Origin of the sequence: Ruegeria sp. SCSIO 43209 (assembly GCF_019904295.1) — a bacterium.
Classification (GTDB): Bacteria; Pseudomonadota; Alphaproteobacteria; order Rhodobacterales; family Rhodobacteraceae; genus Ruegeria.
Map to the genome: position 1 here is coordinate 1,707,161 of NZ_CP065359.1, position 17,459 is coordinate 1,724,619.

A 17,459-nucleotide genomic window follows, 5' to 3' on the forward strand; every position below is an offset into this window, starting at 1 on the left:
AATGAAAAATCCGGGCGGAATGGCCCGGATTCAGTCAGAAATTGCCTATTTTGTTGGCAGCGGTGGCTCAGACCATCCCACCCAGGTGGCCGGATTTGATCCAAACACGGGCTCCGCCCTCTGCTGCTACAGCAGCAAAGCGTGATCCAGGCGGCAAGCGCAACCAGTCCCAAGTGCCAAATTCTTCGCCCGCCTCGGCAAAGCCACCTTCGATAACAAAGACCTCAAACCCCTTATCGGCGTCCAATTCAATATGTTCGCCCGCGCCCCAGGTTTGCACCTGGACATCCTCATGCACGTCCTTGAACAAATCGATATCTCCGCCCCCGTTGATCGAGCGCCGAACCTCGGTGCGGTCATCGGGGTCGAACTGATGCAATTTGACCAGAATAGTCGCGCCTTCGCTGGCCGAGGGTGTATGGGAGGACGTCGGGGGATTGCGTACATAGCTGCCGACAGGGAAATCTCCGGTTTCATCCTGGAACACTCCGTCCAGCACCAGATATTCCTCACCCCCGTCATGAGTATGCGACGAAAACGCGCTGCCGGGGGCAAAGCGCACGATGGTTGTGGCACGCGCCACTTCCTCGCCAATGCGGTCCAGCATCTTGCGTTCGACGCCAGCAGCCGGTGATGCGACCCATTCGGTCTTATCAAAGTGAACGGCGACCCGCTGTGTGAAATCTGCATTGACCCGCATATGCAATCCTCCTGCGTTGCTGTCACATTAGATGGGAGCACGAGCCGGATTTGCAAACCGGTCATGTTTGGGGTTTTGACGCCCTTCACAGCTTGTTGTACTTCCGGTTGTGGCAGCGGCCGATTACCGGCCCGATCAGAAAGCGCAACACGATGCAGGCAAGCCCGGCGACATTCAACATCCTCATCATCGGGCAAAACAACCGGCTGCAATACGAGGCGCTTTTGTTCGCCGCCTCGCTGCGCCACAGCTCACCAGGGTTCAAAGGTCGGCTGTTCGTGGGGGTGCCACAGCCTGGCCCTCTTTGGCCTCAGAACCCCAGCATTCAGGATGCCGAAGTTCTTGAAGCCCTGCAGCATCTGGGTGCCGAGATTCTGCCTTTTGAATCTCATGCTTTTGGCTCGAGCTATCCCAATGGCAACAAGATCGAAGCTTTGCTGGCGATGCCAGAGGGCGAGCCCTTTGCCTTTTTCGACTCCGACACTCTGATCACCGGCGAAATTTCCGACGTCCCGTTCGATTTCGAACAGCCCGGCGCCTCACTTCGGGTCGAGGGAACATGGCCCAAACCCACGCTCTACGGCCCAGGATATGAGGGTATCTGGCGCGCACTGTATGACCGGTTCGGGCTGGATTTCGAAAGCTCTCTCGATCCCAGCCAGCCCGAGGGCTATTGGCGGCGCTACCTGTATTTTAACGCCGGTTATTTCTTCTACAAATGCCCCCGCCAATTTGGTGAGCGGTTTATGGGCTATGCCCGCGCCATTCGCGACGAGGAAATCCCCGAACTGACCGGGCAAGTTCTGAACCCGTGGCTGGATCAGATCGCCTTGCCGCTGGTCATCCATTCCTTCGGTGGCGGACGGGATGCCCTGCCCGAGGGCCTGCTGGATGGGTCGGTTAGCTGCCACTATCGCCTGTTCCCGATGCTCTACGCCCGCGAAAGCGATCATGTGGTCGAGGTATTGGAAACCGTCGTGGCCCCGAACAAGATCAAAAAAGTGCTCAAAGGCTATGATCCACTGAAGAAGCTGGTGATACAGCGCAAGGGTGCGAAGATCCGGGCATTGTTCGACCGAAACAACCTGCCCGCACGCGAACAGGTCATTCGCAAAACGATCAAGTCCAAGGGGCTTTGGCTGCGGTGACGCGGACATTGTGCCGGGCGAGCCAATGTCCTAGAGATTCAGCAACACACATTCCAACAGGAGATTTCCTCGATGTCTGACGGACCCACCTACGGTTTTGACACGCTGCAAATTCACGCCGGGGCCCGCCCCGACCCTGCCACAGGCGCGCGCCAGACACCGATCTACCAGACCACGGCATATGTATTTCGCGACGCGGAACACGCCGCCGCGTTGTTCAACCTGCAGGAAGTGGGTTTTATCTATTCGCGACTGACCAACCCGACTGTTGCGGTGCTGCAGGAACGTGTGGCGACGCTTGAAGGCGGTGTCGGTGCGGTCTGCTGTTCCTCGGGACACGCAGCGCAGATCATGGCGCTGTTCCCGCTGATGGGGCCGGGCTGCAATGTTGTCGCCTCGACCCGCCTCTACGGTGGGACGGTGACGCAGTTTAGCCAGACGATCAAACGTTTCGGCTGGTCGGCCAAATTCGTTGATACCGATGATCTGGACGCCGTCAAGGACGCTATCGACGAAAACACCCGCGCGGTGTTCTGCGAATCCATCGCCAACCCGGGCGGTTATGTCACCGATATCCGTGCGCTGGCGGATGTGGCGGACGCAGCAGGCATTCCGCTGATCGTCGACAACACCTCGGCCACGCCCTACCTGTGCCGCCCGATTGAACACGGCGCGACTCTGGTCGTTCACTCGACCACCAAGTACCTGACCGGCAACGGCACCGTGACCGGCGGCTGCATCGTGGATTCGGGCAAGTTCGACTGGTCGGCGAATGACAAGTTCCCCTCGCTCAGCGAACCCGAATCCGCCTATCACGGCCTGAAATTCCACGAGACCTTCGGCCCGCTCGCCTTTACATTCCACGGCATCGCGATCGGTCTACGCGATCTGGGCATGACGATGAACCCTCAGGCGGCGCATTACACACTGATGGGGATAGAAACGCTATCGCTACGGATGGAGCGCCACGTCGAAAACGCGCAGAAAATAGCAGCGTGGCTCGAGGCAGACGACCGTGTGGATTACGTGACATATGCTGGCCTGCCATCCTCGCCTTATAGCGACAGGGTAAAAAAGCACTACCCGCGCGGCGCGGGCGCCCTGTTCACCTTTGCGGTCAAGGGCGGCTATGACGCCTGCGTAAAGCTGGTGAACGCGCTTGAGATCTTCAGCCACGTGGCCAACCTTGGCGACGCACGGTCGCTGATCATCCACTCGGCCTCGACCACACACCGTCAGTTGACGCCCGAGCAGCAGGAAGCTGCAGGCGCAGGCCCTGGAGTGGTGCGCGTGTCCATCGGGATCGAGGATGCAGACGATCTGATCGCTGATCTCGATCAGGCTCTGTCCAAAGCCAGCGCCTGATCCGATGACCGGGCACAACACAAATGAACTGGGTCAACCCATCGGTTTTTCGGTCACGGGCGAGTTCCCTCGCCCCACGCCACCTTACACACCGATGCAGGGCCGGTTCTGTTCCGTTGTGCCATTGGATGTAAACAGGCACGCGCCCGGCTTGTACCGGGCGTTTGCCAATGACATGGACGGCCGCAATTGGACTTACCTTCCCTACGGCCCGTTCGACTCTGAGGCGGATTTCACCGCATGGGCGCAGTCAAATTGCATGGATGCGGACCCGATGTTCCATACAGTGCTCGACGCGGATGAGGTACCCGTCGGGATGGCCTCGTACCTTCGAGTCGAACCAGCCGCGGGTGCGATCGAAGTGGGCCACATCCATTTCTCACCTCTGCTGCAGCGTAAACCGCAATCGACCGAAGTGATGTATCTGATGATGCGCCGGGTATTCGATGAGCTTGGTTATCGCCGCTATGAATGGAAATGCGACGCCCTGAACGCGCCATCAAAACGCGCAGCTGAACGTTTGGGTTTCACGTTCGAGGGCGTCTTCCGGCAGGCGACACATTACAAAGGACGCAACCGGGATACGGCGTGGTTTTCGATTATCGACAGCGAGTGGCCGCGCGTTCGCGCGGCATTCGAGAACTGGCTTGCGCCGGGGAATTTCGATGCATCGGGCCGGCAGCGCCAACCGCTGCAAGCCCGGGTTGGATCGTAGATTACTCCGCGATTTCGAACTCCATCGCGATATTGACCGAAACGGAAATCTCTCCGCCTGCGACCGGCACGCCACCGGCGTCCGACATCGCCATCTCGCGCATCTGAGCCATCGGGCGAACACCTCCGCCGTGGTCGTTGATCGATAGGACGGGACCCAGCGTAACCCCGGACGCCTGCGCCAGTTGCTGCGCCTTCTCGGTCGCATCTGCCACAGCTTTGGCCCGTGCTTCAGCCTCAAGCGGTTTGGGCTCTTGCACGCCAAAGCTCAGACCGCCGAAATCATTGGCACCATCTTTGATGACCGCATCCATGATCTGGCCCAGATTATCCAGATCCCGCACGCGTACCGAAACGCGGTTGGACGCGGTGAACCCAGTGATCTTGGGTGGCTCATTGCTGGAATTGCTGCGCCCCGACCAGACCGGAGAAAGCGAAAGATCGCGCGTCTGAACATCGCGCGCCTCCAATCCCATTTCGTCCAGTCGTTTGAGGATCTGCGTCACCGCGTCCGAGGTCGCCTGCATCGCTACCGATGCCTGCGCATCCTGATTGGTCACGCCCAGTGTTATCGTTGCCATATCGGGTGCAACCAGAGCCGTACCGGTCCCGCTGACCGAGATGCGACGTTCTTCCGCATGGGCGGGCAGAGTCGCGGTGGCAGCGGCCATGGCGGCCAAAAAAGCAAGTGTCTTCAAGATGATCCCTCCTTGATGCTTGCCCTCAAGATGGGTGGTCGGGCCCGTACACGGCAAGGGGGAAACGTGCCTTTTTCTTTCCCTCGGCGAGTTCCTGCTCTAATCTCGGCGGGCAGACATCTAAGCGTTTGCATAAAAGCCGACAATTATGGTTCATCGCGATTATGAAACCCGCCTTTGCGCTGTCATTTTCTGAAAACGGCATTTCCTTGCATCATCAGTCGGATGGAGACTGGTACTGCATTGGAACCGTTCCGTTAGATGCGTCGGATTTCGCGGACCAGATGCTGGCCCTTCGGGATCAGGGATTCGCGCTGGAAAATGACCTGAGTTGCAAGCTTGTTATTCCATCCGATCAGGTGCGCCTCTTGGTTGTCGACACCGATGGTTTGGACACCGATGCAGCGGCGAAAAAGGTCAAGGATACGTTGGCCGCAGCCACGCCCTATGAGCTATCAGAGCTGGCTTATGTCGCGGGCAACGCGGGGACTGAGACCCCGGTTGCCGCTGTGGCCCAGCAAACGCTGGACGAAGCCAGCGCATTTGCCACCGATCATGGCTTTATCCCCGAGGCATTCTGGGTCAGCGCAACCGGCAACGATGCTCTGGACGCGCCATTTCTGGAACTGCCGATCATTGTGGATGAGGACGCTGTGATTGCGGCCCCCAAACCCGTTGATACGCCGGACATACCGGTTCACGCCATCGCTGAAGATGCAGCCCCCCCTGCATTTGAGCCTGCTACCAAAGCACTGCCCTCGTCTGCCAAGACAGGAACGGATCTGAAACGCTTTGCAATTCCTGCGATCGCAGCGTCGGTTGTGGTTGGAATGTTGCTGGGTGTCTGGTCTTACAACAGCTCTGACCCCGAAATTGTCGAAGTGGCCGAACCGTTAGAGCCCGAGCTGCAGCCAGAGCCAGAAATTGCAACTGCAGAACCGCAGGCACAACCCGAACCTCAGGAAACCGAGATCGCAAGCCTCCCACAAGAACCTGAAGTGGCAGAGGAAGAACCGGTGCTCACCCCCACGGACGAGGCCATTCTCGAGGCACTGAAGATTGAACCGGAGCCGGTCGAAGACATCGCTGATCTGCCAGAGATCAGAACCGAGTTTCGTGAGTTTACCGGCACCGCCCCTGTTGAACCTTCAGATCTGGAGCCAGCGCCTGTGGCTGGCGTGGATAATCAATATCTCACATCGGTCGATCGCTCGGACCTGTCGACCGATTCCGTCGCACTACCCGAACTTGCCAGCCTCGACACAGATGCGTCTTTTGAGTCGATCTCTTTGCCAGGCCAAGCGGGGCAGCGGTTCAACCTGGATGAACGCGGACTTGTGACGCCAAGTGCCGAAGGCACGCTGAACCCGGCCGGTGTGATGGTTTATCTGGGTCGTCCCGCATCCGTGCCCCCCGAACCCCCAACCAGGTTCGAAACAGAACCCGTTGTCATAGAAGAGGTCGATGAGAGACTCGCAGCGTTTCGCCCACGGCCACGCCCGGAAAATCTGGTGGATCAATTCGAACGCCAGCAACTTGGCGGTCGATCCCGGCAAGAACTGGCCTCGGTCCGGCCCAAGCTGCGGCCCGAGTCTCTGCAAACCCCTCCGCAGGTCGATGAAACCCCGACTGCGCTGGCTGTTGTACGGGTACCCCGTCCAAAAATCAGGCCTGCCAGCATCACGGCGCGCGCGACACGGCAACCTAGTTCTGGGAGTGCAGCGCTGGCCTCGACCGCAAATGTGGCCAGTAATGCCGATGAAGTTGGTTCGTTCCAGCCCAGAACGGTCAATCCCAAAATCCCGTCTTCCGCTTCAGTTGCGAGACAAGCAACCATCGACAACGCGATTAACCTGCGCAAGTTGAACCTAATCGGCGTGTACGGCACCCCGGCAAACCGCCGTGCTTTGGTCCGCCTGCCCAGCGGACGCTATAAAAAGCTGAAGGTGGGCGATCGCATCGACGGAGGTAATGTCATCGCTATCGGCGACAGCGAGTTGCGCTATCAGAAGCGCGGCAAGAACATCACGCTCAAGATGCCGCGCGGGTAAAGAAAAAGCGCCATGTCGGTCAGACACGGCGCTCGGTTGATTTCATTGGTTCATGTTTAGGCTGCCGAGATTTCACCCGACTCGATCTGCTCACGTTCGATCGATTCAAACAGGGCCTTGAAATTGCCTTCACCAAACCCGTCATCCCCTTTACGCTGAATGAACTCAAAGAAGATCGGGCCAATAACTGTTTTCGAAAAGATCTGCAGCAGAATCTTGGTCTCACCGCCATCAACAACGCCTTCGCCGTCGATCAGAATGCCGTGCTTCATCATCCGATGCTTGGGCTCATCATGGCCGGACACACGGTCGTAAGACATGTCATAATAGGCCTCGTTCGGACCGGGCATGAACTTCAGACCCTTCTCGGCAATGGCATCGGTCGAGGCGTAGATGTCGTCGCTGCCCACCGCGATATGCTGGATGCCTTCGCCGTTGTACTTCTTCAGGTAGGAGACGATCTGTCCGGTCTCGCCACGATCTTCATTGATCGGAATACGGATGCGACCACAAGGTGAAGTCAACGCGCGACTGTAAAGCCCGGTGAACTTACCTTGAATGTCGAAAAAGCGGATTTCACGGAAGTTGAACAGGTCGCCGTAGAATTTGAACCACTTGTCCATGTTGCCCTTGAACACGTTGTGGGTCAGGTGATCGAGATAGTAGAACCCATCGCCGCGCGGTTTTGACTGCTCCAGCCATTCAAATTCCTCGTTGTAGGGCGAAGTGTCGTAATACTGATCGATGAAGTAGATCAGCGAACCACCAATGCCCTTGATCGCCGGAACGTTCATGGTCTTGTCTGCGCCATCATAAGGCTCAGCCCCTTTGGCGATCGCGTGCTCATAAGCCTTCTGAGCATCAACAACGCGCCAGCCCATGGCAGGGGCGCAGGGGCCGTGCTCGGCCACGAATTTGGCTGCAAAACTGTCAGGATCCGCGTTCAGGATGTAGGTTACATCACCCTGTTGCCAAAGCTCGACCTTGGGGGTGTCGCGGTGATAGCCGACATAGTCGAAGCCCATTCGCGCAAACAGGTCTCGCAGCTCTTGCGGCTCGGGGTGTGCGAATTCAACAAACTCAAACCCGTCGGTACCGGCTGGGTTTTCTTCGCTGATGACAGATTTCGGGGCGTTATGCGGGAAAGGACCCATGGCGCGTCTCCTCGGAAAACAGGAATTTCTTTGCTGATTCAAAAATACGCCTTAATGAGTGCTGTTTCTGCGCATTGTTTTCGTATAAACTAAGTTTAGATGCGTACTTTCCGCATATTGATTGCAAATCTTGAGGAAACGCCGCACGTGCTGGATCGGATTGATATCGGAATACTCGCAGCTTTGCAGCGCGACGCGCATCTGACGTCGCAGCAATTGGGTGATGTGCTGAATCTATCCGCCAGTCAGGCGGGCCGTCGCCGACAGCGCCTTGAGGCCGAGGGTTATATCACTGGGTACACCGCACGACTGGACCCGCTGAGGCTGGGGCTACAGGTTCAGGGGTTCATTCAGGTGCATCTGGGCACTCATGGCCCCGAACAATCCGCAGGCTTCGCCCGCATGGTCAACACCCGCCCCGAGATCACCAGCGCCTGGACGATGACAGGTGAGGCAGATTACCTGCTTCATGTCTATTGTGACGACTTATCCGCACTCAATACCTTGCTTCACGAAGTGATCCTGCCGCATCCTGCAGTTGCACGGGTGCAAAGCCAGATCGTAATGGACCAATTGAAACGCGACGCGCCGCTCCCGACCTGAGCGGATTTAAGAGGACAATAATGAACGAGTTCCTTTATCAGGCATCGATCTATCTGGCAGCTGCGGTGATCGCAGTGCCGCTTTCCGCCCGTCTGGGTCTGGGATCGGTGCTGGGTTATCTGGCCGCAGGCATCGCGATTGGTCCCATTTTAGGCCTTGTCGGGGCCGAGACGGAAAGCCTGCAGCATGTGGCCGAATTCGGCGTCGTGATGATGCTGTTCCTGATCGGGCTCGAGCTTGAGCCCCGTGCCTTGTGGGATATGCGGGACAAATTGTTAGGCTTGGGCGGGCTGCAGGTCGGCCTGTCGACCGCCGCAATCGCAGCTGTGGCGTTCTATGCGGGTCATCAGTGGTCGGTGGCGCTGGCGGTTGGATTAACCTTGTCACTTTCTTCCACTGCAATCGTGCTGCAGACCCTATCCGAAAAGGGCCTGATGCAAACCAACGGAGGTCGAGCGACCTTCTCGGTCCTGCTGACGCAGGACATTGCCGTAATCCCGATCCTAGCTTTCCTGCCGCTGCTTGCCCTGCCCGCAAGCATCCACATCGAAGATGACGGCTCCATCAGCCGTGGCGTAGGCATAGCCAAAGACGCGGATTATCACGCCAAACTCTCGCTGGTCGAAGGTCTGCCCGGCTGGGCCGTTACGCTTGTCACCATTGGCGCCGTCGCGTTTGTCGTATTGGCCGGCATCTACCTGACCCGCCCACTGTTCCGTTTCATCCACGCCACCCACCTGCGCGAGATGTATACGGCACTGGCGCTAATGATCGTGGTCGGCATCTCGTTCCTGATGACCCTTGTGGGCCTGTCGCCCGCTCTTGGCGCGTTTCTGGCCGGAGTGGTTCTGGCCAGTTCGGAGTTTCGACACGAAATGGAAAGCGACCTTGAGCCGTTCAAGGGGCTGTTGCTGGGCCTGTTCTTCATCACCGTGGGCGCTGGGATCGATATCGGGTATTTCTTCGCCGACCCGTTTGACCTGATCGGTTTGGCCTTGCTGGTCATACTGGCCAAGGGGATCATCCTGTTCATCGTCGGGCGCGCCTTCAAGCTGCGCGGGCGCGATCACTGGCTGTTCACGCTGGGTTTGGCCCAGGCCGGTGAATTCGGCTTTGTCTTGTTGGCGTTTTCTACGCAGCAGAACGTGATTCCGCCGGGTTTGTCGCAAAAACTGTTGATGATCATTGCGCTGACCATGTTGATCACACCGCTTCTGTTTATCGTCTACGACGTACTTTCGCGCTTTCTCGGCGAGAGCAATCCGCAGGTTGAACCCGATCAGATTGACGAAAAAGGCCCTGTCATCATCGCCGGGATCGGTCGCTTTGGGCAGATCGTCAACCGGCTGGTACAGGCAAGTGGGTTTAAAACAGTTGTTCTGGACCACGATATCGAAACGATCCAGCTGATGCGACGGTTCGGTGTCAAAGGCTTCCTTGGCGACCCCACTCGCCCCGAATTGCTGCGCGCTGCTGGAATCGAAAAGGCAGCGGTCCTTGTCGCGGCCATGGATGACTACAAACAGGTCACCCGTCTCGTCGGATATGCCCGCCGCCAGCGGCCCGATCTGCACATCATCGCCCGCGCCCGCGACCGCAACCACGTCTATGAACTCTATCAGGCCGGGGCCAACGACATTGTCCGCGAGATGTTCGACGGATCGCTACGCGCGGGCCGCTATGTTTTGGAGAATATCGGCCTCAGTGAATACGAGGCCGCACAGGCCGAGCAGACCTTCTATCACCACGACCGGGGATCGGTGCGCGAGCTTGCAGAACTGTGGATCCCCGGCATGCCGACAGCCGAAAACAAGAAATACATCGAGCGTGCGCGGCAACTGGAAAAAGATCTGGAAACCGCGCTGCTGGAACTGGCCGAGGAACACGCCAAGAAGTCGGCTTAACCGTCCGACACACCCGCTTCAGCAAATGTCGCCATGCCGGAATGACAAGCAACCGCGCTTTTCAGAATGTTGATCGCCAACGCTCCGCCCGAGCCTTCGCCCAGGCGCAGGCCGAGGCTCAGCAACGGCTCTTTGCCCAGCTTGTCCAGCATCGCGGCATGTGCGCCCTCGGCACTTTGGTGGCCCGCGATGGTGTGATCCAGTGCTGTTTCCGAAATCTGCGCCAGACAGGCTGCAGCTGCGGTGCAGATGAATCCATCCAGAATAACCGGTATCCGCAATACGCGCGCGGCGGCTATCGCACCAGCCATAGCCGCAATCTCGCGTCCGCCGAGACACCTTAGAATATGAAGTCCATCGCCCTGACCATGCAGAGCGACGCCTTCCGCAACAACCCGGGTTTTGTTCGCCAGACCTGCATCATCCACACCGGTCCCGCGGCCGGTCCAGTCGGCAGAATCCCCGCCAAACAGCGCGCAAGCGATGGCGGCAGCCGGCGTGGTATTTCCGATCCCCATCTCTCCAACAACCAGCAGATCGGCCTGCGGATCAACCGACTGCCATCCTGTGCGCAGTGCGCTTAGCAATTCCTCTTCGCTCATCGCGGGGGCTTGGGTAAAATCTGCGGTCGGACGGTCCAGCTCCAGCGCGTGCACGTCCATCTTCGCGCCCGCAGCCTTTGCCAACTGGTTGATCGCCGCGCCGCCATGTTCGAAATTCATGACCATCTGCACCGTCACTTCGGGCGGGAACGCCGAGACACCTTGAGCAGTTACGCCATGGTTGCCAGCAAACACGATGACCTGCGGCGCATCGATCCGAGGCCGCGCATCCCCGCGCCAACCTGCATACCAGATCGCCAGATCCTCAAGCCGCCCCAACGCGCCGGGCGGTTTGGTTAGTTGACCGTTGCGCTCTTCCGCGCCCTGCTTGGCAGCGGTGTCCGGACCGGGTGCGCCGGTCAGCGCATTGCGGAAACTGTTCAGGTCATTGAGTTCGGGCAGCATGGAAAGCCTCGTTGCATCAGAGTGGTTGTGTGTGTTTAACCAATGCTGGCAAAGCAACAAGACCCGGAAAGGCCTGGGAGTGACCAAAAACGACACCGCCCCGTTTTCCCTGTGGGATATCCCGCTGGCTCTGGTCCTTTTGACGCGCCTGCCCCTACCGCGCCTGCCCGATCAAGCGTTCACCCGCCAGTCGCGTGCGGCTTGGGCCTATCCCCTTGCCGGGCTTGTTGTGGGGGCGCTGGCTTGCGGCGTCGCCTGGATTGCAATCTGGGCGCAGCTGCCAACCCTTGCCACCGCCGCCCTGCTGGTCGCCACGTTGATCATCGCAACCGGAGCGATGCACGAAGACGGGCTAGCCGATACGGCCGACGGGCTTTGGGGCGGCTTCACGACCGAACGTCGACTGGAGATCATGAAGGACAGCCATATCGGTACTTACGGCGTACTGGCCCTGTTGCTGGGCCAACTGCTTCGAATTGCTGCTGTCATGGCAGTGATCGGTGCGGGTCTGTTGACGGGCATATTGGCCGCCTGCCTGTTCTCACGCGCCATGATGCCCGTGCTGATGCGCGCGCTACCCAACGCTCGCAAATCGGGGCTGAGCCATTCGGTTGGTGCGCCCCCCTTGTCTGCGGTGCTGGCCAGTATCGTGTTGGCTATCGTCCTGTCGCTATTGCTGCTGGGTGGATCAGCCATCACGCCGATGCTCTGCGCCCTACTTGCAGCGGCTTTTGTCGCTCGCATCGCCAAGACCAAGATCGGTGGCCAAACCGGTGATATTCTGGGGGCCACGCAGCAGGTCTCGGAAATCATCTTCCTCCTGGCGCTAACAGCCTCAATCTAAGACGCCCCACCGGTTTCAATGCGCAGCGTCGCGCCACAGTGTTTGCAATGCACAGCATCCGGATCGTGCCGGAACAGGCCGCAGCTTGGGCATTTGTAGCGCACTTTCTGCGGCATGAAGATCGCCTGCGCCAGACGGACAAACAACGCCACGCCAACAACCATGATGAAAACGGAAAACAGCTTTCCCGCTGGTGTGCCCAGCGTGATATCTCCGAACCCCGTTGTCGTCAGGGTCGCCATAGTGAAATAAAGCGCGTCGATATAGGGGGTCTGCGCATCTTCGGGGACGAAAAAGACCAGTACTGCAGTCGAGGTTGCAAAAACAAAGACCATCAGATTGATCGCCGCAATCACCGCGTCCTCGTGGGTTCGGAAGAAAGGACTATCTCGGCGCAAATCCCGCAGCAGATGATAGGAATGGATCAGCCGCAACGCGCGCAATATCCGAAGAAACGCGAGATTGCCGGTCAGGAACGGGTCAAGCAGCAGCGACACGATCACAACGATGTCTGCCATCGTGTAAATCTGGCGCAGCAGTTTCCAGCGGTCTTTGGAAATCCACATCCGCGCGCAGAAATCCATTAGGATGATCAGCCCGACACCCAAACTTGCCGCCGTCAGCCCAGGCCCATGCGGGATATTCGCCGTGGAGACAAAAAAGATGATCGAGGCGATATCGAACAGGATCAGCCCATAGCGAAACCAGACCGAGACCGGCTCGTGGCTGATGTAGAGAAACTTGACAGTTTGCTTCATCATGTCCCCGTATCTTCCTGCAGTTACAGAAAAATACCCGACACACACCACAAGACCAAGCGCCTAGTCACGAAAAAGGGCCGCCCCGGATATCGGGACGACCCTTAAATTTTCTCGAACGCGATCAGGCTGCGCGTGAGGTCAGAACCTCATCGACCTGTTTGGCAGCCGAAATCTCATCGGCGCCAGAAACCGCGGCCACTTCGCGTGTCAGACGTTCCAGGGCGGCTTCGTAAAGCTGACGCTCGGAATAACTCTGCTCGCGCTGGTCGTCGGTGCGGTGCAGGTCGCGGACCACTTCGGCGATCGAGATCAAGTCGCCCGAGTTGATCTTTTGCTCGTATTCCTGCGCCCGGCGCGACCACATGGCGCGTTTGACCTTGGCCTTGCCTTTAAGCGTCTTCATTGCCTGGCTGATAACATCCGGCGAGCTAAGCGACCGCAGACCGGATTCGGTGACCTTGTTGGTTGGTACCCGCAGGGTCATCTTGTCTTTTTCAAAAGAAATCACGAACAGCTCAAGCGAGAAGCCTGCAACTTCCTGCTCTTCGATTGATACGATCTGACCTACGCCATGAGCCGGGTAGACGACATAATCGTTCGGGCGGAACTCAAGCTTTTTCGATTTCGACATTCATATTCATCCTTCATTTCTGATCGGGATATGAGACGACAAAAGCACCACAGCCGAGGCCCTGCATGGCCCCGTCAGGCGGCTTATTTGTCGTAAATTCAGAACTCCAAAGCGAGCATACTTACGGAGCACATCCCAATCACAGTCATCATTCGGTCCCTAGTATATCACAAATTTGCGACACTCAAAAGACCGCGCCAAGGTAAATGGGAAATTCCCTTTCTACCTCAACTAATTAATGCACAGATTGATGCCAAATGAACGGTAACCGGCTGCCGAATCGGTCAACCGCCCTCGCCGGGGGCTTCCGAGAAATATTTCTCCATCTTGCCTTCTTCGCCGTCGCGTTCCTCGGCCTCGGGTAAGGGGTCTTTTTTGGTCACGATCACCGGCCACATTTCCGAGTATTTCCGGTTGAACTCGACCCACTGCTCCATCCCCGGCTCGGTGTCCGGGCGGATGGCGTCGGCGGGGCATTCGGGTTCGCAGACACCGCAGTCAATGCATTCGTCGGGGTGAATGACCAATGTGTTTTCACCTTCGTAGAAACAATCCACCGGACAAACCTCGACACAGTCGGTGTATTTGCAGCCAATGCAGTTTTCGGTGACAACGTAGGTCATGTTGGATTTCCCGTTTGCGCTTTGGCGACTAGCTAATCCAGTCTGACCGCCGCTTCAAGGTCAGATCACCCCTTTGGGATGCGAGAAAGATCAAGCGCGCGTCTTTCTTTCTTGGTTGGACGACCTTTTCCCTCAAACGCAGGATTCTTGGGCGATACGTCCTGCTTTTCGGTCATATCAAAGTACAAAGCTTGCGCCTCGGGGGCCGGGCCGCGACGCACGCCAAGCGCTTCGATACGTACAACCCGAACAATACGCCCCTGCGGAAAGGTCAGGACATCTCCGGGTGCCACCGCTTGCGCCGGTTTCAGCACCCGATTTCCGTTCAGACGCACATGGCCGCCGCTGACCTGTTTGGCGGCCAGGCTACGGGTCTTGAAGAACCGCGCCTGCCACAACCATTTGTCGATCCGCAGCTTGGCCTCGGCCATCGCGGATCAGTTGCCGTCCTTCAGACCCATCAACGCTGCCGCAAATGGGTTATCGGGATCGATTGCCTTTTCCTTTTTGGGTGGCCGTGACGAGAAGGTCTTGGCGCCCTGAGGCTTGCCCCCCTTCTTGCTATGCGGCTTGCCCTGAGGTTTACCACGCGGCTTGCCCTTGCCCTGCCCCTGCTCGCGACGCGGGCCACGGTTTTGCTGACGTTGGCGCCCCCAAGTGAAGGTGTAGAACACCTCAATTTCGGGCTCATACGATTTGGACTCTGCTGATTTCTCAGTGGCCGGAGCCTCGGTTGCCGCCTCGGTGCTTTCGGAGGCTTCGGCTGCCGTCTCGGCGGTTATACCGACGTCATCCGCTTCGGCATTTGCGGTCGGTGTCTCATCGACGACGGGTTGTTCCTCAGCTTCCGCCACAGGCTGCTCCGTGGGGACCGGTTTGGCCTTCTCACGTTCGCCGCGTTCGGCCTTGTAACCCAGTCCCTGCATCAGGTCTGCAAACTGTTCCAAGGTCATGCCGGTAATTGACAACATGTCGGGTTTGGCTTCGAACCCACCGCGGCTATCCTCGGACCGCAGCATGTCGGCCAACCGTTCCAGCATATCGATCCGGATCGAGCGTTCGCCCGCATCGCGGTAGCCGCACATGGTGTCATAGCCCTGCGGCGCGTCCTTGGCGACCGGAACGGTAACCAGACCCGGAGGTGGTGCTTCGGGGAACTCCTGCAAGCCACCGGACAATGCCCAAAGTACCAGACGCAGGCGCGTTGGCGCGGGTTTTAGCAGCAGCGGCATGAAGATGGTGAATTGACCGAACCGGATGCCATGTTTACGCAGTGCACCACGGGCATCCTGATCCAGATCCTTGACCTCTTGCGCGACCTGCGCGCGCGGCAGCACGCCCAACGACTCGACCATACGGAAGGCAAAGCCCTTCGCCAGGCCCGTCAATTCTTCATCCCGCGACAGGTTCAGCAGCGGCTCGAACAGGGCTGCCACTTTGCGGTCGATGAAATGCTGCAGGCGGCGCTGAACCTTCTGTTCCACGTCCGGCCCGGCGGCCTCATCGACAAAAACCTCGACCACAGGCTTGAGAGGCTCGGCACCGGCAACAAGTTTGCCCACGGCATACTCGCCCCACATCAGGCCACCCTGATCGGTGAAATCAATTTCGGTATCGGGCGCATTGTAGAAGCGATCGGCACGCAGATGGAATTGCGGCGCGAGTGCTTGCAGAGAGGCTGACTTCAAGGCTTTCGCTTCAGTCCCCTGCGCGCTTTTGTCCGGGGTAAACCGGAACCCTTCCAGACGACCGACGAATTCGCCTTCGACGGTCACTTCACCCTTGTCATTTACTTCGGCCAAAAGGGCCTCCTTCTGTTTGAGCCGGCGCAGCAACACTGACGTGCGCCGGTCCACAAATCGCTGAGTCAAACGGTCGTGAAGAGCGTCCGACAGCCTGTCTTCTACAGTGCGCGTTTCCTCGCGCCAATGGGATTCGTCACGCACCCAACCGTTTCGTTGCGCAACATATGTCCAAGTGCGAATATATGCCAACCTTTTGGACAATGCATCAATGTCGCCATGGGTTTGGTCGATACGGCGGATTTGCCGCGCCATGAAATCATCGGGGATACTTCCGCGCTCATGCAGATGGCCATAGATCACCTCAAGCAGGCTGGCATGTTCGGCATGGCTGATGCCGCGAAAATCGGGGATTCTGCACACATCCCATAGCAAACGGATCGACGGTCCATCGCTGGCACGGGCAACGACTTCGGTGACTTGGGACAGAGATTTCAGGACGTTCAGATCGTCAGCTGGCCGCGCTTTGATCAGGTGCTCATTGTCTGGGCTGACCTCAAGCGAGTCGATTAGTGCGTCGATTGAGCCGAACCGCAAAGCGGCATTCCGCCAATTCAACTTTTTCATAGGCGTGAACCGGCTGTCCATAATGGCTTGGGCTACGCCCTCATCCAGCGGCGGAGCCTCGCCCGTCACACCAAACGTGCCATCCGACATTCCGCGCCCGGCCCGTCCTGCGATCTGGGCCAACTCGTTGGGGGCCAGAGGCCGCATTCGGCGGCCATCAAACTTGGTCAGAGATGAGAACGCCACATGGTTCACATCCAGGTTCAACCCCATACCGATGGCATCCGTAGCCACCAGATAATCAACCTCACCGTTTTGATAGAGGTCAACCTGCGCATTCCGCGTGCGAGGGCTGAGCGCCCCCATGACGACCGCCGCCCCGCCCTTTTGGCGACGAAGCAGCTCGGCGATCGCATAGACGTTATCGACCGAGAATCCGACGATCGCACTGCGCGCAGGCATTCGGCTGATCTTTTTCGAACCGGAATAGACCAGCTGAGACATCCGTTCACGCCGGATGAACTGCGCTTCGGGCACAAGGGCCGCGATGGGGCCGCGCATGGTGTCAGAGCCGAGGAATAGCGTTTCATTGGTGCCGCGCGACCGCAACAGGCGATCAGTAAAGACATGGCCGCGTTCGGGATCCACGCAAAGCTGAATTTCGTCAATCGCCACAAAATCAGTGCCCATGCCTTCTGGCATCGCCTCAACTGTACAGACCCAGTATTGTGTGCGCGGCGGTACGATCCGTTCCTCGCCTGTCACCAGCGCCACAACAGACGGACCGCGAATAGCGACAATCTTGTCATAGACCTCGCGCGCGAGCAGCCGCAGCGGCAGACCGATGACACCGGTCCGGTACCCCAGCATACGTTCAATCGCGTAGTGAGTTTTACCTGTGTTCGTCGGGCCAAGTACGGCCACGATTCGGGATGACCCGCTCACCT

General features: G+C 58.3%; 16 protein-coding genes. 7 read left to right on the forward strand and 9 right to left on the reverse strand.

The window, feature by feature from the left end; genetic code table 11:
- Positions 1-67: 67 nt before the first annotated feature.
- Positions 68-700, reverse strand: a complete 633-nt coding sequence (locus I5192_RS08560) for a cupin domain-containing protein (protein ID WP_223118188.1) — start codon at positions 698-700, stop codon at positions 68-70.
- A 152-nt stretch (positions 701-852) separates the two neighbouring features.
- Here I5192_RS08560 and I5192_RS08565 point away from each other — a divergent pair, with 152 nt between their 5' ends.
- The 3 genes from I5192_RS08565 (at position 853) to I5192_RS08575 (ending at position 3,928) form a co-directional block, all read left to right on the forward strand.
- Positions 853-1,848 (forward strand): hypothetical protein, encoded by a 996-nt coding sequence (locus I5192_RS08565; RefSeq protein WP_223118189.1) that lies wholly within the window; start codon positions 853-855, stop codon positions 1,846-1,848.
- Positions 1,849-1,920: 72 nt separating this feature from the next.
- Complete coding sequence (locus tag I5192_RS08570) at positions 1,921-3,213, forward strand: O-acetylhomoserine aminocarboxypropyltransferase/cysteine synthase family protein (RefSeq protein ID WP_223118190.1); 1,293 nt, start codon at positions 1,921-1,923, stop codon at positions 3,211-3,213.
- Positions 3,214-3,217: 4 nt separating this feature from the next.
- On the forward strand, positions 3,218-3,928 hold the full coding sequence (locus tag I5192_RS08575; protein ID WP_223118191.1) for a GNAT family N-acetyltransferase: 711 nt from the start codon (positions 3,218-3,220) through the stop codon (positions 3,926-3,928).
- Between the two features lies 1 nt (position 3,929).
- Here I5192_RS08575 and I5192_RS08580 read toward each other — a convergent pair whose 3' ends face one another.
- Positions 3,930-4,625: an SIMPL domain-containing protein gene (locus tag I5192_RS08580; RefSeq protein WP_170421149.1), complete on the reverse strand. Its 696-nt coding sequence runs from the start codon at positions 4,623-4,625 to the stop codon at positions 3,930-3,932.
- A 164-nt stretch (positions 4,626-4,789) separates the two neighbouring features.
- Here I5192_RS08580 and I5192_RS08585 point away from each other — a divergent pair, with 164 nt between their 5' ends.
- On the forward strand, positions 4,790-6,676 hold the full coding sequence (locus I5192_RS08585) for a hypothetical protein (protein ID WP_223118192.1): 1,887 nt from the start codon (positions 4,790-4,792) through the stop codon (positions 6,674-6,676).
- 56 nt (positions 6,677-6,732) lie between these two features.
- Here the strand turns inward: I5192_RS08585 and hppD are convergent, their stop codons facing one another.
- The gene (hppD, locus tag I5192_RS08590; RefSeq protein WP_170563182.1) at positions 6,733-7,830 is read right to left on the reverse strand and encodes a 4-hydroxyphenylpyruvate dioxygenase; all 1,098 of its coding nucleotides are present in this window, start codon (positions 7,828-7,830) and stop codon (positions 6,733-6,735) included.
- Between the two features lie 99 nt (positions 7,831-7,929).
- Between hppD and I5192_RS08595 the strand changes: the two genes are divergently transcribed.
- Together I5192_RS08595 and I5192_RS08600 are read left to right on the forward strand one after the other, a co-directional pair.
- On the forward strand, positions 7,930-8,433 hold the full coding sequence (locus tag I5192_RS08595; protein ID WP_370644441.1) for an Lrp/AsnC family transcriptional regulator: 504 nt from the start codon (positions 7,930-7,932) through the stop codon (positions 8,431-8,433).
- A gap of 20 nt (positions 8,434-8,453) precedes the next feature.
- Positions 8,454-10,337 carry a monovalent cation:proton antiporter-2 (CPA2) family protein gene (locus tag I5192_RS08600; protein WP_170393396.1) on the forward strand — a complete coding sequence of 628 codons (1,884 nt, stop codon included), beginning with the start codon at positions 8,454-8,456 and terminating at the stop codon, positions 10,335-10,337.
- Here the strand turns inward: I5192_RS08600 and cobT are convergent.
- Positions 10,334-11,344: a nicotinate-nucleotide--dimethylbenzimidazole phosphoribosyltransferase gene (gene cobT / locus I5192_RS08605; protein WP_170405098.1), complete on the reverse strand. Its 1,011-nt coding sequence runs from the start codon at positions 11,342-11,344 to the stop codon at positions 10,334-10,336. The two genes, I5192_RS08600 and cobT, sit on opposite strands and share 4 nt — an antisense overlap.
- 79 nt (positions 11,345-11,423) lie before the next feature.
- Here cobT and cobS point away from each other — a divergent pair, with 79 nt between their 5' ends.
- The gene (cobS, locus tag I5192_RS08610) at positions 11,424-12,188 is read left to right on the forward strand and encodes an adenosylcobinamide-GDP ribazoletransferase (RefSeq protein WP_255612121.1); all 765 of its coding nucleotides are present in this window, start codon (positions 11,424-11,426) and stop codon (positions 12,186-12,188) included.
- Here cobS and I5192_RS08615 read toward each other — a convergent pair.
- The 5 genes from I5192_RS08615 to I5192_RS08635 form a co-directional block, all read right to left on the reverse strand.
- The gene (locus I5192_RS08615; protein WP_170406404.1) at positions 12,185-12,946 is read right to left on the reverse strand and encodes an ion channel; all 762 of its coding nucleotides are present in this window, start codon (positions 12,944-12,946) and stop codon (positions 12,185-12,187) included. The genes cobS and I5192_RS08615 overlap by 4 nt on opposite strands.
- 124 nt (positions 12,947-13,070) lie before the next feature.
- The gene (locus I5192_RS08620) at positions 13,071-13,580 is read right to left on the reverse strand and encodes a CarD family transcriptional regulator (protein WP_010439402.1); all 510 of its coding nucleotides are present in this window, start codon (positions 13,578-13,580) and stop codon (positions 13,071-13,073) included.
- Positions 13,581-13,864: 284 nt separating this feature from the next.
- Positions 13,865-14,203 (reverse strand): ferredoxin FdxA, encoded by a 339-nt coding sequence (fdxA, locus tag I5192_RS08625; RefSeq protein ID WP_010439399.1) that lies wholly within the window; start codon positions 14,201-14,203, stop codon positions 13,865-13,867.
- Positions 14,204-14,268: 65 nt separating this feature from the next.
- Complete coding sequence (locus I5192_RS08630) at positions 14,269-14,634, reverse strand: RNA-binding S4 domain-containing protein (RefSeq protein ID WP_170393403.1); 366 nt, start codon at positions 14,632-14,634, stop codon at positions 14,269-14,271.
- Between the two features lie 6 nt (positions 14,635-14,640).
- Positions 14,641-17,457, reverse strand: a complete 2,817-nt coding sequence (locus tag I5192_RS08635) for a helicase-related protein (protein ID WP_223118194.1) — start codon at positions 17,455-17,457, stop codon at positions 14,641-14,643.
- Positions 17,458-17,459 lie beyond the last annotated feature (2 nt).

Bases quoted from the DNA above. Each gene is read 5' to 3' on its own strand.
- cobT (WP_170405098.1), bottom strand. From the start codon at position 11,344: ATGCTGCCCGAACTCAATGACCTGAACAGTTTCCGCAATGCGCTGACC.
- I5192_RS08560 (WP_223118188.1), bottom strand. From the start codon at position 700: ATGCGGGTCAATGCAGATTTCACACAGCGGGTCGCCGTTCACTTTGAT.
- I5192_RS08620 (WP_010439402.1), bottom strand. From the start codon at position 13,580: ATGTCGAAATCGAAAAAGCTTGAGTTCCGCCCGAACGATTATGTCGTC.
- I5192_RS08595 (WP_370644441.1), top strand. From the start codon at position 7,930: ATGCGTACTTTCCGCATATTGATTGCAAATCTTGAGGAAACGCCGCAC.
- I5192_RS08600 (WP_170393396.1), top strand. From the start codon at position 8,454: ATGAACGAGTTCCTTTATCAGGCATCGATCTATCTGGCAGCTGCGGTG.
- I5192_RS08615 (WP_170406404.1), bottom strand. From the start codon at position 12,946: ATGAAGCAAACTGTCAAGTTTCTCTACATCAGCCACGAGCCGGTCTCG.
- I5192_RS08575 (WP_223118191.1), top strand. From the start codon at position 3,218: ATGACCGGGCACAACACAAATGAACTGGGTCAACCCATCGGTTTTTCG.
- hppD (WP_170563182.1), bottom strand. From the start codon at position 7,830: ATGGGTCCTTTCCCGCATAACGCCCCGAAATCTGTCATCAGCGAAGAA.
- fdxA (WP_010439399.1), bottom strand. From the start codon at position 14,203: ATGACCTACGTTGTCACCGAAAACTGCATTGGCTGCAAATACACCGAC.
- I5192_RS08565 (WP_223118189.1), top strand. From the start codon at position 853: ATGCAGGCAAGCCCGGCGACATTCAACATCCTCATCATCGGGCAAAAC.
- I5192_RS08570 (WP_223118190.1), top strand. From the start codon at position 1,921: ATGTCTGACGGACCCACCTACGGTTTTGACACGCTGCAAATTCACGCC.
- I5192_RS08630 (WP_170393403.1), bottom strand. From the start codon at position 14,634: ATGGCCGAGGCCAAGCTGCGGATCGACAAATGGTTGTGGCAGGCGCGG.
- I5192_RS08585 (WP_223118192.1), top strand. From the start codon at position 4,790: ATGAAACCCGCCTTTGCGCTGTCATTTTCTGAAAACGGCATTTCCTTG.